Annotated in this window: 12 protein-coding genes; 6 read left to right on the plus strand and 6 right to left on the minus strand. The window is 55.7% G+C overall.

The window, feature by feature from the left end; translation table 11 throughout:
* Window positions 1-66: 66 nt before the first annotated feature.
* Genes EL361_RS11410 through EL361_RS11425 form a run of 4 tightly spaced genes read left to right on the plus strand, consistent with a single transcriptional unit; the run spans window position 67 to window position 5,791 of the window.
* Window positions 67-525, plus strand: a complete 459-nt coding sequence (locus tag EL361_RS11410; protein WP_126379639.1) for a MarR family winged helix-turn-helix transcriptional regulator — start codon at window positions 67-69, stop codon at window positions 523-525.
* A 19-nt stretch (window positions 526-544) separates the two neighbouring features.
* The gene (locus tag EL361_RS11415) at window positions 545-1,609 is read left to right on the plus strand and encodes an efflux RND transporter periplasmic adaptor subunit (protein ID WP_126379641.1); all 1,065 of its coding nucleotides are present in this window, start codon (window positions 545-547) and stop codon (window positions 1,607-1,609) included.
* A 45-nt stretch (window positions 1,610-1,654) separates the two neighbouring features.
* On the plus strand, window positions 1,655-4,801 hold the full coding sequence (locus tag EL361_RS11420) for an efflux RND transporter permease subunit (protein ID WP_126379643.1): 3,147 nt from the start codon (window positions 1,655-1,657) through the stop codon (window positions 4,799-4,801).
* 9 nt (window positions 4,802-4,810) lie between these two features.
* Window positions 4,811-5,791 carry a deoxyhypusine synthase family protein gene (locus tag EL361_RS11425; protein ID WP_126379645.1) on the plus strand — a complete coding sequence of 327 codons (981 nt, stop codon included), beginning with the start codon at window positions 4,811-4,813 and terminating at the stop codon, window positions 5,789-5,791.
* Here EL361_RS11425 and EL361_RS17090 read toward each other — a convergent pair.
* On the minus strand, window positions 5,788-6,093 hold the full coding sequence (locus tag EL361_RS17090) for a chemotaxis protein CheD (protein ID WP_172961724.1): 306 nt from the start codon (window positions 6,091-6,093) through the stop codon (window positions 5,788-5,790). The genes EL361_RS11425 and EL361_RS17090 overlap by 4 nt on opposite strands.
* A 359-nt stretch (window positions 6,094-6,452) precedes the next feature.
* On the opposite strand from EL361_RS17090, the gene fcl reads away from it, so the two are divergent.
* A complete protein-coding gene (fcl, locus tag EL361_RS11435; RefSeq protein WP_126379649.1) occupies window positions 6,453-7,385 on the plus strand; it encodes a GDP-L-fucose synthase in 933 nt (310 codons plus the stop codon).
* Window positions 7,386-7,450: 65 nt separating this feature from the next.
* Here the strand turns inward: fcl and EL361_RS11440 are convergent, their stop codons facing one another.
* Window positions 7,451-7,855: a Ros/MucR family transcriptional regulator gene (locus EL361_RS11440; protein ID WP_126379651.1), complete on the minus strand. Its 405-nt coding sequence runs from the start codon at window positions 7,853-7,855 to the stop codon at window positions 7,451-7,453.
* Between the two features lie 351 nt (window positions 7,856-8,206).
* Here EL361_RS11440 and EL361_RS11445 point away from each other — a divergent pair, with 351 nt between their 5' ends.
* Entirely contained in the window at window positions 8,207-8,446 is a 240-nt protein-coding gene (locus EL361_RS11445; protein ID WP_126379653.1) for a hypothetical protein, read from the plus strand.
* Window positions 8,447-8,537: 91 nt separating this feature from the next.
* Here the strand turns inward: EL361_RS11445 and EL361_RS11450 are convergent, their stop codons facing one another.
* The 4 genes from EL361_RS11450 to EL361_RS11465 all read right to left on the minus strand — a co-directional run bounded on the left by EL361_RS11450 (window position 8,538) and on the right by EL361_RS11465 (window position 14,990).
* Complete coding sequence (locus EL361_RS11450; RefSeq protein ID WP_126379655.1) at window positions 8,538-9,698, minus strand: DegT/DnrJ/EryC1/StrS family aminotransferase; 1,161 nt, start codon at window positions 9,696-9,698, stop codon at window positions 8,538-8,540.
* Window positions 9,699-9,760: 62 nt separating this feature from the next.
* Entirely contained in the window at window positions 9,761-10,294 is a 534-nt protein-coding gene (locus EL361_RS11455) for an acyltransferase (RefSeq protein ID WP_269471677.1), read from the minus strand.
* A 98-nt stretch (window positions 10,295-10,392) separates the two neighbouring features.
* Window positions 10,393-11,277, minus strand: a complete 885-nt coding sequence (locus tag EL361_RS11460) for an NAD-dependent epimerase/dehydratase family protein (RefSeq protein ID WP_126379659.1) — start codon at window positions 11,275-11,277, stop codon at window positions 10,393-10,395.
* Window positions 11,278-11,591: 314 nt separating this feature from the next.
* Window positions 11,592-14,990, minus strand: coding sequence for a FecR domain-containing protein (locus EL361_RS11465; protein ID WP_126379661.1), 3,399 nt, complete (start codon window positions 14,988-14,990; stop codon window positions 11,592-11,594).
* Window positions 14,991-15,034: the final 44 nt, after the last annotated feature.

Genomic DNA, 15,034 nt, shown 5'->3' on the forward strand with positions numbered 1-15,034 from the left:
GCATTGACACAACAATATCCCCCCATATAATTACGGGTACAACTATTTCACCTACAGGAATTGCACATGCTAGATAATAGATTTTCCCTCGATGAATCAGTGGCATACGCCATTGCCCGCACAGGCAAAGCCATCAAATTCGAACTCCGTCGCTATTTCCGCGAGGCCGGCATCGATATCACCTCCGAGCAATACGCCCTGCTCTGCCGACTCTGGGAAAAGGAAGGCCGCTCGCAAAAGGAACTGGCTGAGTGCTCCTTCAAGGACACCGCCAACATCACCCGCATGATCGATGTTCTCGAAGGCAAAGGTGTTGTCTACCGCGAGCGCGACCCCAAGGATCGTCGCACCTACAGAATTTACCTGACCCAGCGAGGCAAAGAGCTGAAAGAGACCGTCACACCCATCGTCCTGGCCCAGGGTGAACGCGCCTATTCCTGCCTCACCGAAAAGGAACAGCGCAGTTTACTAGACATGCTCAACAGACTGTACAACCATATCAGCTATATGCGCGACAACGGCTAGTCGTCGTGCTGGGGGAGATATGAAGACTTCTATTATTACGTTGATCACGCTGATCGTCCTGACCCTGCCCACAGGGACCGTCGCACAGGACAAACCTCAGGGGCCGCCGCCAACACTGATCGAAACCGCCAAATCCGGCGCTGACAGCGTGGCTCCCCGGTCCGATTTCGTAGGTACCGTGTACTACCCGGAAGTCTCGGAAGTCGCCTCGGAAGTCGCAGGCCGGGTGCTGAATGTCCATTTCGAGGAAGGCCGCCGAGTGAATGCCGGAGCTGATCTGGTCACCATGGACACGGCCATTGCCGTCAAGCATCTCATCGCGGCACAGGGCTACCTGGACGAAGCCAAGGCAGCACAAGAGCTCGCGAAGATCGAGCTCAAGCGTCGCGAAGAACTGATCAAAAGCGGCTCCATCTCCACTCAGGAGTTCGACAACGCCTTTTACGCCCTACAGGAAGTCCAGAACAAGGCTCGTGCTCTGGAAGCCGTAGCCGACAGGCTGCAACTCGAAATTACAAAATCCAGAGTTCCATCACCGTTTGCAGGCATCGTGCTGGAACGCAAAGTGGAACGCGGCGAATGGATCGCTGCCGGAGCCGTGGTCGCAACCGTGGCTCTGGACGAGGCCATGGACGTCATCATCAATGTCCCCGAAACCGTCCTGCCCTTTATCAGTGTCGACCAGACCATCGAAGTCACCATCGGGGGCAAGGCGACGTCGGGCAAGATCTTCGCCATCATTCCCCGAGGAGATGTGGGGACACGCACCTTCCCGATCAAGATTCGCATCCCCGGCACCCACTTTGCCCAAGGCATGCAGGCCACGGCCCATCTGCCCGTGGGTGCCAAGGTCAAGTCCGTCATTGTACCCCGCGATGCAGTAACCATCCTGCGCGGCCAGCCCATGGTCTTTGCCGCGGTCGACGGCAAGGCCCAGATGATCCCCGTCAACGTGGTGGCCTACCTGGGCCTTTTAGCCGCTGTAAACGGACCGGGCCTCGCAGAAGGCATGGACCTGGTTATCAAAGGCAACGAACGACTGTACCCCGGCGCACCGGTCCGCACGGCCGGAGCCAAACAGTAGACACTCTCGCCGAGCCGCATCCTTGAGGTGCGGGTGGAGCGTTCCATGGATATCATCCGGTCTTCCATCGACAAGCCTGTCACAGTGCTGGTGGGCATCATCCTGATCGTCTTGTTCGGGCTCATTGGCCTGTTCGGATTGCCTTATCAGTTGACCCCCTCTGTCACAGAACCTGAAATCACGGTAACGACGACTTGGTCCGGGGCCACGCCCTACGAGATCGAACGGGATATCATCGAAGAACAGGAGGATGTCCTCAAGGGCATCCCGGGCCTGAAGGAGATGGATAGCACCTCCAAGAACTCCAGCGGCGAACTCACCCTGAAGTTCAAGATCGGCACCGATTCCGATGATGCCCTGTTGAGGGTTTCCAACAAGTTGAACGAGGTACCGTCCTATCCGGCCACTGCCGACAAGCCGGTGATCACGGCCACGGGTTCTGCCGCCTCGCCGGTAATCTGGATCGTGCTCAAGGCTCTGCCCGACAACAAGCGTCCCATTGCAAGCTACAAGACCCTCTTCGAGGACCGGGTGCGGCAACATCTGGAACGTGTGGAAGGCGTCGCCGACCTGTTCATCGGCGGCGGCACAGAGCAGGAAATGCACGTCATCGTCGACCCCGCCAAGCTGGCTGCACACGGGCTGACCATCCCCGACCTGATCGGTGTCCTGCAGACAGAAAATATCAATATTTCTGCTGGTAATATGAGCCTGGGCAGCCACGAATACCGCATCCGTTCCGTGGGAGAATTCAAATCCCCGGAACAGATCGAGGCCGTGGTTATCCGCTCCACGGGCCAACAACGCGTGACCGTGGCCGATGTGGGTCGGGCGGAATTCGGTTTTGAACGCCCCGTCTCGGCCATGATGCACAACAACGAACCTGGGATCGCCATTGGTGTAAAACCGGAGACTGGCGCCAATATTCTGGAAATGACCGACCGGGTCCATGAGGTCGTGAAAGAACTGAATAGCGGGATGCTCAAGGAGAACGGCATCCGCATGGACTGGACCTATGATCAGCGCCCCTACATCAATGGTGCCATCGGTCTGGTTCAACAGAATATCATCGTCGGCAGCATCCTGGCCGTGACCATCCTGATCATCTTTCTGCGCAGCCTGTCGTCCACCATCATCGTGGCCGTGGCCATCCCCATCTCCATTATTGGCACCTTCATTTTCATGAGTCTGTTCGGGCGCAACCTGAACGTGGTCTCCCTGGCAGGTATCTCCTTTGCCGTGGGCATGCTCGTGGACAACGCCATCGTGGTCCTGGAAAATATCGACCGCCACCGCAAGCAGCTGGGAAAACGTGCGGCCCAGGCCGCCTATGACGGCACAAGAGAAGTGTGGGGAGCGGTGCTGGCCTCCACCCTGACCACCGTGGCGGTATTTCTGCCCGTCGTCTTCATTGAGGAAGAAGCGGGACAGCTGTTCAAGGATATCGCCATCGCCGTAACCTGCGCAGTGAGCATTTCCATGATCGTCTCCATTTCCGTGATTCCCATGTTCGCCAAACAGCTTTTCAGCCTGGCGGAACGACGGAAAAACGGAAAGGAATTCGAACTGCGCATATTGAAACCTCTGACCGGGCTGGGCACACGCATTTCCAATAGCGTCATGGGCCTTGTCCAGACCTGTCTGAAAAGCACAGGCACCCGTCTGGCCACCATTCTGTTGCTTACCGGACTTGCCGTCGGCTCCTCCTGGCTCTTCATGCCCAAGATGGAATACCTGCCTCAGGGCAACCGCAATATGCTGCTCTCGGTCCTGATTCCGCCTCCGGGCATGTCCGTCAATGAACGAACGGACTGGGGCAACCGCATCTTCGGCATGGCCGACCCGTTCCTGGGACAGGATGAAGTCAATGGCCTGCCTGGCATCCGCAACCTGTTCTATGTGGGCACTCCGGGCTTCAATATCTTCGGCGTCATTTCATCCCAGGAACAAAGAGCCAGAGAGTTGCTCGGCCCCATGATGGGCTGGTCCAACTCCATTCCAGGAGTCTTCGGATTCAGCTTCCAGGCCGGTATCTTCCAGAACCAGATCGGCGGTGACCGGACCATTGACGTGGACCTGATCGGGTCCGATCTGCCCACAATGGCCGCCGCCGCACAGACCCTGTTCCTGACCATCCCCAAAGCCATGGCAGGGGCCCAGGTCCGTCCGGTGCCATCCTTTGAGATGACCTTTCCGGAAATCCGCCTTGCGCCCTACCGAGACAGGCTCAAGGCCACCGGGCTGACTTCACAGGACCTCGGCATTTCCACTGATGTCCTCATGGACGGCCGCAAGGTCGGAGACTTCAAGGAAGAAGGACAGCCTTCCATCGATCTGGTCCTCATGGCCTCGGAGCAGAAGATTTCCACTCCTGAAGATCTGTACGGAGCACTTCTGTCCACTCCAGACGGCAGGCTGCTGCCCATCTCCTCGCTTGCCGGCCTGACCAGAACAACTGGCATCAACGAGATTCGCCACCTGGAGCGCAACAGAACCTTCACCCTGCAGGTCACCCCTCCCGAAACCATGCCCCTTGAAGAAGCCATGGAACTCATTCAGGACAGCATCATCCCGGACCTCGAGGCCAAAGGCGCACTTCAGGGGATGAAGACCCAGCTTTCGGGCGCGGCAGACAAGCTGACCGTCACCCGTCAGGCCCTGCAGTGGAACTTCATCCTGGCCGTGGTCATCATCTACCTGCTGATGTCCTCACTGTTCGGGAACTTCTTCTACCCACTGATCATCTTGTTCACGGTGCCCCTGGCGGCGGCGGGTGGGTTCATCGGCCTGAAGTTGGAGAATCTTCTGCTCACCACACAGCCCCTTGATGTGCTGACCATGCTGGGTTTCGTTATCCTCATCGGTGTCGTGGTCAACAACGCCATCCTCATCGTGCACCAATCCCTGAACAACATCCGCGAAGGCGGCATGGACCACAAGGAAGCCGTGCTGGAATCCGTCCGTACCCGCTTGCGCCCGATCTACATGAGCGCCATGACCTCCATCTTCGGCATGCTGCCTCTGGCGGTATGGCCCGGTCCGGGCTCGGAATTGTACCGCGGGCTCGGTGCAGTCATCCTCGGCGGGTTGGCCCTTTCCACGGTCTTCACCGTGTTTGTCATCCCGTCGCTGCTCATGTTCTTCATCGGCATGGAGAAAAAGGGAACCCCGTCCACCGCTACTCAAACGTAAGGAGCCCTGATGACCGCCATCCGTGCCTTCATGGAAGAGCATTTCAAACACTTCAACGCCCGCGAAACCCTGGACGCGGCAAAGGGGTGGTGCGATCTGCTTGATGGTGGCGGTCAGATGTTCCTGGCCATGGCAGGCGCCATGAGCACGGCGGAAATCGGCATTTCCCTGGCCCGAATGATACGCCAGGGCAAGGTACACGCCATCTCCTGCACCGCTGCCAATCTGGAAGAAGACATCTTCAACCTCTTTGCCGGCAATGAATACAAAATCCTGCCCGAATACAGAGACCTGACTCCGCAGGATGAAGTCGCTCTGCGCGACAGTGGGCTGAATCGCGTCACCGACACCTGCATCCCGGAAACCGTGATGAAGGAGATCGAGGACCACATTGTCCAGATGTGGACCGAAGCGGCGAGCAGGGGAGAAGCGAAATTTCCCCACCAATTCCTGAATGACGTCCTCGATATTCCTGGCATAGAGGATCGTTTCCAGCTTCCGCGAGAGCGCTCTTGGGTCCTTGCCGCCAAGGAAATGAGCATCCCCATCTACACTCCGGGCTGGGAAGACTCCACTCTGGGCAATATCTACACTGCCGAAGTCATGCTCGGGAATATCCCGAACCACAATGGTGTCAAACGGGGAACCCAGCAATTGGAGCATCTGGCAGGATGGTATAAGAAACGAGCCGATGCGGAGATCCCCGTGGGGTTTTTCCAGATCGGTGGTGGCATTTCGGGAGATTTCTCCATCTGCGTCGTGCCCATGCTCATTCAGGACTGCTACCTGGAAGACACTCCCTACTGGGCCTACTTTGCCCAGATCGGTGACTCCACGACCTCATACGGGTCATACTCCGGCGCGCCGCCCAATGAAAAGATCACCTGGCACAAGCTGGCCCCCGACACCCCTCGATTCATGATCAATTCCGACGCCAGCATTGTGGCACCGTTAATCTTCACCTACGTACTTGAAGATTCCTCGTCTTAGAATAAAGACGAATCCAGATCGCCAGCCTCGGCGGACACGGGCCTGACCCAGACTTCACCTGTGGCTGTCAGGAAAAACACCTTGCGTCCGCGCCTGCCGAGCACATCCTCGGCCATGACCTTCAGCCCATGCTTGGCCAGGGAGTCGCGTGCCGCACTCACGTTCTTGCGCCCGACATCGACGATATCACGCACGGCATCCTTGCGTTCGGGGTCAATGGTGAATCCCCCCCCGAACAGCTTCACGTCCAGATCATGCGCTTTGATGCCCAATTTGCCGAAACGAACCATGATTTCATCCACGGCCACATCCACATATTTACAAGACCTTTTTTCATTCAAATAACCGCAGCAAATCGGTAACATGGCATGAAAGATGGCGGCCGCAGACGATACAGGATGATAGAACGTCGCGCTGACACACGAACCTAGCACCGTGGTAATCATCGCAGGCCTGCGCGTAAAAATGCACTCTCCAATACGTAAATGCTCAATGGGATAGCCTTGCTTTGCATATTGCTCCGGGCTGGTGATGGGGGGTGGGGAACCGGCTGATTTCATACCTAAACACTACGCACTTTCCTTGGCGGGGCAAAGGGCTCGTCATTCACATCAGGCTCAAAACACTGTAGCATCTCCGCAGGTCATTCAGGGAGGCATCAGTGGAACAAGAGGCAATTATCTATGTCGCCGGTCACCGAGGCTTGGTTGGCTCGGCTATTGTCCGCGCCTTGCAACAGGCGGGACACACATCCATCATCACCCGCACACACGCCCAATGCGATCTCACTGACCAAGCCCAGGTCAACGATTTCTTTGCCCACCAGAAACCCCAATATGTAGTTCTGGCGGCAGCCAAGGTGGGAGGCATCCATGCCAACGACATCCGCCCGGCTGAATTTATTCGGGACAATCTGCTCATTCAATCAAACATCATAGATGCGGCTTACAGGAACGGGGCCAGAAAACTACTATTTCTGGGGTCGTCATGCATCTATCCCAAGTTTGCTCCTCAACCCATACGCGAAGAGCACCTCTTGACCGGAGAACTGGAACCCACCAATCAGTGGTACGCCGTAGCCAAGATCGCGGGGTTGAAGATGTGCCAAGCCTACCGACGCCAGTATGGATTCAATGCCATCAGTCTGATGCCCACAAATCTCTATGGCCCTGGTGACAATTTCGATCTGGTCAGTGCCCATGTATTGCCTGCCCTGCTCCGCAAATTCCACGAGGCCAAGCTCACTGGCGCACCCGAAGTATCTGTCTGGGGCAGCGGAACCCCTCGGCGAGAATTCCTGCATGTGGACGATCTGGCACAGGCCAGTCTGTTCCTGATGGACAATTATGATGAAGAAGACATCATTAATGTAGGGGTCGGGACCGATATCAGCATTGCCGAACTTGCTGAGATCATTCAAGACATCGTCGGTTACAAAGGAAACGTCATCTACGACCGAAACAAGCCGGACGGCACTCCCAGGAAACTGCTGGATGTCTCCCGTCTTACGGGAAAAGGCTGGACAGCAGGCATCAGTTTGCGCGAGGGCATTGCCTCCACGTATTCTTGGTTCGTCAATAATTCACCCTGCTGAATCGTCCCCACACGCAAAAAACGGCCCCCGATTCATCCCGGAGGCCGTTTTTTGCGTGTGGCTTTTTATTTTTTCGCTGTTCCCTTCTTTTTCCTCTTGGTCCAGAGCTGCATTTCCTTCATTTTCTTACGACGCTCGCGTTGAAGACTCTTGCAGATCAACGGGGTTCCCTTTTTGTACCCCCACTTCTCCCGATACTCATCTGGAGTCAGACCAAACTTGATCAAATTCTTCTTGGTCAATATCTTATAAGGCTTGCCATCCTCAAGATTGATGATGGATTTCTCTCGGATAGCCTTTTTAGGGTCCACGGTAGGAGCAAGCTTTTCTTCTACGAGATCCCCCTCACCAATCCTTCTGATCCCATGGGCCAGCTTTTGAACCATGGATGTAATTTCATCCTCGGTCATGGTTCGGACACTGGCTTGTGCCTTTACGATATCCAAAGCTTCCTTAAGATAATCTTCCATGCGCGACTTTCCTCCGAAATATATCACCATCGTTCAACAACCGTAACGACGGAAACTATTCACACACATTCCGTTGCGTCACGTAAACCCTCATTTCATGTCAGAGTATCATGTCTCTATCATACTAAATCAAAACATTGCAACACAATTAAAGATCAGTACACGACACAAAACAAGTAATACACAGCATACACTTCCATGCACAACGACAAAATCAACTCCTCTTCGCCTTGGACGACAGACAGAAACTGAAGATCATGGGCATTCGCGAGCATTTTACATCACCCACAATTCATCATATAAAACCACAACACCACGTGTTCGCATGCACCGACCAAGCAGAGGCATCAAATGAAATACATTATTTTTGAAGATTTTTCCGGCCAGGCCATCCCCGTGCTCTTCCCCGACAGGATCGACCATGATGAACTCAGGGAACAAATGCCCTATGGTACGGTCCTCTCCGCCGGATACGTCAACCACACTGGCGCAGGTTTTGTCTGCCATGGCGAAGCCAAGGCATTGGGCGTCGCATCCACCGCATCCGACGCCTCGGTGATTGAGCAGCATTTCCAGCAGGGAGCTGGTTAAGACCTCCCCCCTCTCCCTTCTTTCACACAAAAAGGCGCCCCTGCCGCAATCATGCGGCAGGGGCGCCTTTCAATGAATTTCAAAAAAGGGTCTAAGCCAGGACCCCGGCAATCACTCCGCAGACCTCATCCACTTGCTCGTCAGTCATGTACGGGTGCATGGGCAGGCTGAAGATACTCTCTGCCAGACGCATGGAAACAGGCATATCCTCTGCAGCGTAGCCTAATTCTGCAAACGCCGTCTGAATATGCAACGGCTTGGGATAGTAGATGACCGAAGGAATTCCGGCTTCCTTCAGAGCGGCCTGAATCTCTTCGCGACGCTCATGGAGAATGGAATACTGGGCCCAGGCACTGCGACATCCATCCGGCACCTTCTGGAAGGTAAACCCTGGCAGCTTGGACAACTGCCCGGTATACCGGTCCGCCACGCGTTGACGCTGATCGAGTTCGCCGGGGAAGGCTGCCAACTTGGGTAACAACACGGCAGCCTGCAAGGAATCCAGGCGACCGTTGATCCCGATGCGATCATTGTCGTAGCGATGGCTCCCCATCCCGTGAATCATCAGCGACCGCATCAATTCGGCCATCTCGTCGTCATCGGTAAACACCGCTCCGCCATCGCCGTAACAACCCAAGGGTTTGGCCGGGAAAAAGCTGGTGGCAGAAACATGCCCCAAAGCCCCGGCCCGCACGCCGTTGTACTCGGACCCAAAACTCTGGGCTCCATCCTGCAACACAAACAAACCATGGCTCTCAGCCAGCTCCATGATGGCATCGTACTCGGCAGGTACGCCGAAGATATCCACGGGAATGATCCCCTTGGGAGTCAGCTTGTCCACCCCGTTGGGCAGGGGATGCTTACCGGCATCGCCCATCTTCACGGCACGCACAGCCAGATTCAGCGCCTCGGGATTGATATTGAAAGTCTCGGGGTCCACATCCACGTACACGGGAGTCGCTCCCAGCAGCGAAATCACTTCCGCAGTGGCGATAAACGTGAAGGGGGTCGTAAACACGGCGTCCCCCGGCCCGACTCCATGAGCCATCAGGGCCAGCAGCAGCGCATCTGTCCCGCTGGAACAGGCAATGGCGTTCTTCACACCTGCAAACCCGGCCAGCTTCTCTTCCAGCTCACGAACCTCAGGCCCCATAATGAACTGGCCATGTTCCAGAACAGCGTCCATACGGGCGCGAATATCAGACTCCAGCGCACGGAACTGGGCCTTCAAATCAATAAATGGCATTGTCATAATGTTCAGACTCCACAATGGCCAGGTTCATCCCCTTGGCCATGAACAGTGTTGATGGTCAATCAATCGATCCGGGCAAGTCCCCGGCTCTGGTTCTCATAGTACCTGGCTTTGCAGGCCGCACACGACAGCGCATCATCCAAGTGTTCGCCACAGGCACAGACCCAGCCCTTCTGCCTGGCGGGGTTACCCACCACCAAAGAGTGATCAGGCACGTCAACCGTCACCACCGCTCCGGCCCCAATAAAGGCATACCGCCCAATGCTGATGCCGCAGACAACTGTACAGTTGGCGCCCAGAGTGGCCCCTTTGCGGACCAGGGTCTGCCGAAGTTGCCCCATCCGCGGGATGTGGCTGCGAGGGTTGATGACGTTGGTAAAGACAGCGGAGGGACCGCAGAACACCTCGTCCTCCAGGGTCACCCCCTTATAGACGGAAACATTGTTCTGAATCCTGCAACGATTCCCGATGCTCACTTCCGGGCCGATCACGACGTTCTGACCGATGTTGCAATCCTGCCCAAGAACGCATCCACTCATGATGTGAGAAAAATGCCAGATTCTGGTTCCGGCACCTATGGTGACATGATCGTCCACATAGGAGCTTTCATGAACAAAAACGTCTTGCGTTTGGGGCTCATGCGTCGATTCTGTTCGCTTATCCGCCACAGGTTGTGTCCTATCCGACAATCAAATCAGCTTTGCCCGTCCTCGGTTTCATGCATCTCGGCCAGGCAATCGAGCAGTCCCTGTCCCATGTCCGTGTACGACTCACCCACCAGCTTGGTCCCCACTCGCGGCAGGAAACCATAGGGAGTGATCTTGTAATGCCCGCCCAATGGCTGGTTCAGGAACTCGATGTCCGGTTTGTTACCCAGAATCTCGCGCACCATTTCCATCAGATCCCGCACGCGGTAGGGGTAGGGACCAGTCAAGATCACATGCTGGTTGGCGTACTCTTCATTCAAAATGCGTACCGAAAGTTTGGCCGCATCCCGAACATGGATGTATTCGCGCTGCTCGTCTCCGGTCCCCGAATAGGTCACCTTGCCCTGGGATAGAGCCGAATGCAGAATCCTGTAAATACCGTTACGCATATCAGCCCGGCGACCATAGAGCGAACCATAGCGCAGGATGGAATATTCGATCCCGTAGCGCTCCTTGTAGGCCTCGATGATCCGTTCCGAAGCCTGTTTGCTGGCGCGATAAAAAGAACCCTTTTCACTATAGACATAGACGGTGCTGGCGAAGACATAGCGTTTGACGTTGGCCTCACGGCAGGCATCAAGGATGTGAGCGTTTCCCAACACGTTGAGCTGAATCGTCTCGATGGGCTTGTCACGGGCCTCGTCGATATCGGCGAGCCCCGCAAAATTGTAGACGTAATCGGCGCCACTCACGGCCTTGCGCATGGATTCGGGGTCCAGGATGTCGCACAGGAACATCTCCTGACCATCGCTGAGATGGGGAGACTCCACGCGATCGCAAACCCGCACCTTGAACCCGGCCCGGACAAGCTCGTCGCACACATGGCTGCCCAGAAATCCGGAACCACCAAAGACTACTGCCAATTCACTCACGTTATACTCCTCGATCTGCGGCCCCGGAGCGCAACATGGCGTTCATCATGCCCAAACGGACAGGTCGCCTGGCAGCCCCGGTATGCAGTAAAAAACAAACGTCCCGACCAAGCCCTTGGCCGCGACTTCAGATTCAAAACAACGGCCTTCAGCGTCTGCCGAACCGCCCATATCCGAAATGTCTTCCTTTGCCAGCACGGTCTTGTCAACCGTTTTCCCCAAGAATCGTTGCGCCCCGGCGCTTCCCGGACACGAAACAGCCCTCGGAAACCAGGCTTCCGGGGGCTGGGGAATGTACTCTCACAGGTCATCTGCTAGGCGAGGTTCACAAGCTCGATATCGTCATACTCGGGTGCGTTTCCATTATAGGTAATATCCAGGCTGAAGGCACCATAGCTGCCATCGTTTCCGTCATCGTCGTAGTACAAGCTCTCGGCCCCATCATCGTAAATAAAGACGGCTCCATCCTGCGTCACGTCCGTGTAGTTATCGGTATAGTTCGTCACCACAAAGAATCGGCCGGAATCCAATGTACCGGCAGCAAGGCCAAAATTAACCGAATCGAATTGCAATTTGTCAAAATCCCAATCCGCGTCAGAAATGGTGTCGTTGGTCATATCGCTTTCAATGGTGTACAGAAAAACGTCTTCCCCCAAATCGGAAGTCAGCATATCACCGGAAGCTCCACCCACAAGGGTGTCATTGCCCGTCCCTCCAGAGAGTTCATCGATTCCAATCCCCCCCCAAAGCTCATCGTTTCCGGCTCCACCTTCAAGATAATCATCGCCCTGACCGCCTTGGGCATAATCATCGCCAGCCCCCCCGAAGAAAGTATCCTCACCCGAGCTGCCGGTTAAGGTGATCTGTCCCTCGTAATCGGATGCTTCCACCTTGGTCGCATCGGTCGCATCTATCGAAGTGAACGTCCCGGAGCTCATACTCACCGCACCGGTGCTCAGATTGATATCCACCTCATCGGTATCCTCCTGACCTCGGACGGTCAGGACCCTTGAAGGAGCTGTTCCTGCAAGAGTCAGCAGTGTCGAATCCTGATACCCCGTGAATTCGTTGCCATAGATGACGTAGACTTCACCATTGGGGTCACCGCCGTGACCCGTGATCCCGAAATCCGCATAGCCATCGTTGTTCAAATCCCCCAGATAACCGACACCGTAGCCAGTGGAATCTCCCGCAGCCTTGCCCAGCACAATCACCCCGTCTTCACCGCTCAGGGCATCCGGATCCAGACTGGCCTGCTTGGCTCCCCACCCTTTCACTCCGTTGACTCCGCCGAAGATCAGATAGCCCTCGCCATTCTCGTTGGCAGCAACCGTATGCCCGCCAACCATGAAATCCCCATAGCCATCGTTATTCACGTCACCAGCGGTCTGCACGGAAAAGCCAAGACGATCAGTACTGCCTGCATTACCTGCCATGACATAGCCATAGGTGCCATCCGCCCCATTTGTTGCCAGCAGTTTTGACAACTGTATTGTGCCATCACCCGAACCATCCGCAGCATCCAGAGCCGCGAGTTGATCGCCGTAGACCACGAAGACCTTACCCGGGCCATACTGGCCAGTATAACTTTCCGGTGCTCCGATGATCAGATCGCTAATCCCATCACCATTCACATCAGCATAACTCACCTGACCGGTAACATCCTGATTATCCACGCCCTCAAACAGATATCCATTACTTCCATCCAGGCCAGACACATTGAAACCACCGGAAAGAACGCTGGACTCCCCCTTGACTCCATAGGAACCGCCAAACACGAGATAGGCCTTGCCGGTTCTGTCGGCATTGGACCCATGCCCCTCGTTGGCCCCGATCAAAACTTCGGCAAAACCGTCGCCATTCATATCCGGGATGCCAGTGACACTGTTGCCCATGAATTCACGTGCATTGGAGTTGTAGAAAAAAACGCCGTTGGTTCCATTGAGCCCGTTCTGGCTCAACTCGGCCCCACCGGACCAGCCGTTACCACCGAACACCACATAGACTTCTCCGGAATCAAGGGTGGAACCCGCCATGAAACCGGACTGGATAACATCCGAAAAGCCATCACCATTGATATCGCCATAGCTGGCTGAACTCCCCCCCTGATCGTACGTAGTAAATCCGTTGAGGATAAAGCCGTTACTCCCGTCACCACCGTTGCCCGAAGCCAGGTATTTGACATTGAGGGTTCCATCGGCTGTCCCATCCATGGCGTCCAAAGCCGCCAGGCTCGACCCGCCGAACAACACGTACCCTTCACCTGTTGCCGTGGAAAAACTGGTGGCTCCCAGAGAAAAGTCATCGTATCCGTCGTTATTGAAGTCACCCACGGTGCTCATATTCTTGTTGCGACCATAGGCCCCAAACCTACCTTCATATCGATACCCATCCAGGACATAGCCATTGCTGCCATCCAGGTACGAAATATCAATGCTGCCGTCGGTGGTTCCGTCCGCAGCATCCAGATTTTCCAGGTTCGTGCCACCAAAGATCAGATAGGTTTCTCCGGCATTGTTAACGCCGTTAGGGTCGGCATTGGCTGCGGAAATCATGAAGTCATCTATCCCATCACCATTCACATCCCCAACCCAGGCAAAATCGGCACCAAATGTGGTCCCGGCCTCATCGCCCACAATGGTGTAACCCGTGGTTCCGTCCAGACTCGCAGGGGCCGGACAGTCACAGGAAGCACTGGAGCTGCCTCCGCCCGAACCGCCACTATGGCCTCCGGTATCATCCCCGGTATCTCCATCGCCCGTGTCGCCGCCGGACACAGTATCGTCGTCATCGTCATCGCCACCGGCCAGGGAATCCGCAAAAGGATCATCAGGCTGGCCCCAGTTATCGGGGTCAAAAGGAGATCCGTCCCCACTTCCAGGGACACTGTCTCCCCCACCCAGAGTATCTCCCCCGGCACCACCAGCCAGGGTATCATCGCCCAATATCTCCTCCATGGCGCCCATGATGAAGGACAGGATGTCACCTTCCGAGGCTCCGTCTTCGGGATTCAGCTCCACGGTGACCTCATCCTCGCCACCGCCACCATCTTCGCCGTCACCATTTCCGGTTCCGTCACCCGGGCCGTCACCCTCGTCACCATCATCACCACCGTCATCCTCGCCGCCCTCGCGAGCTGTGGGAATGGAGAGAATCGGAGCGATGGCATCAAAAAAAGCTTTCTCGAAATCGGTATAGGTTCGGAGTTCGCCAAAGGTCCCATCCGCAAAGACATCAAGGATCAGGTTGGCGTTGTTGATGATCATGGTTCCGTAGGGGGTCGTCACGGTCAGGTCCTTGCCATCGTACTGGAAGATACCGACCTTGAGTCCGTCCTCTCCAACCTGCAGGTCGGCACCTGTCCCCCGGATACCGATGGTTGCCAGAGGCGAAACCATGGACACGCCTTCGGGATTGGAGGCGGCAATCTCGCCAGTCACCATGCGAAACGTGCCCTCAGCCATATTGAGGACCATATTCGAGGCAGCACTATCCTGGGGGCTGTAGACAAAGGAATCAATGGTCAGACGGGCGTTCTCACCCTGAGACAAGACACTTTGGTCTGCAAAACGAACTTCTACATGGGCACCCTGATTGGTCAGCAGGATGTCGTCGGGATACACCTCGCTTCCAAGCTGTAACGGACGAAGACCAGCTTCGGACTCGGCTCTCACCTCACCCAAAAGACCGACCACATGACCAACGGCTTCCATACTCCCCCCTCAGCTGCCGGTATTGGATAATCTATAGACGTTTA

The organism is Desulfovibrio ferrophilus, assembly GCF_003966735.1.
Taxonomy (GTDB): Bacteria; Desulfobacterota; Desulfovibrionia; order Desulfovibrionales; family Desulfovibrionaceae; genus Desulfovibrio_Q; species Desulfovibrio_Q ferrophilus.

Bases quoted from the DNA above. Each gene is read 5' to 3' on its own strand.
- EL361_RS11410 (WP_126379639.1), top strand. From the start codon at position 67: ATGCTAGATAATAGATTTTCCCTCGATGAATCAGTGGCATACGCCATT.
- EL361_RS11415 (WP_126379641.1), top strand. From the start codon at position 545: ATGAAGACTTCTATTATTACGTTGATCACGCTGATCGTCCTGACCCTG.
- EL361_RS11420 (WP_126379643.1), top strand. From the start codon at position 1,655: ATGGATATCATCCGGTCTTCCATCGACAAGCCTGTCACAGTGCTGGTG.
- EL361_RS11425 (WP_126379645.1), top strand. From the start codon at position 4,811: ATGACCGCCATCCGTGCCTTCATGGAAGAGCATTTCAAACACTTCAAC.
- EL361_RS11440 (WP_126379651.1), bottom strand. From the start codon at position 7,855: ATGGAAGATTATCTTAAGGAAGCTTTGGATATCGTAAAGGCACAAGCC.
- EL361_RS11445 (WP_126379653.1), top strand. From the start codon at position 8,207: ATGAAATACATTATTTTTGAAGATTTTTCCGGCCAGGCCATCCCCGTG.
- EL361_RS11450 (WP_126379655.1), bottom strand. From the start codon at position 9,698: ATGACAATGCCATTTATTGATTTGAAGGCCCAGTTCCGTGCGCTGGAG.
- EL361_RS11465 (WP_126379661.1), bottom strand. From the start codon at position 14,990: ATGGAAGCCGTTGGTCATGTGGTCGGTCTTTTGGGTGAGGTGAGAGCC.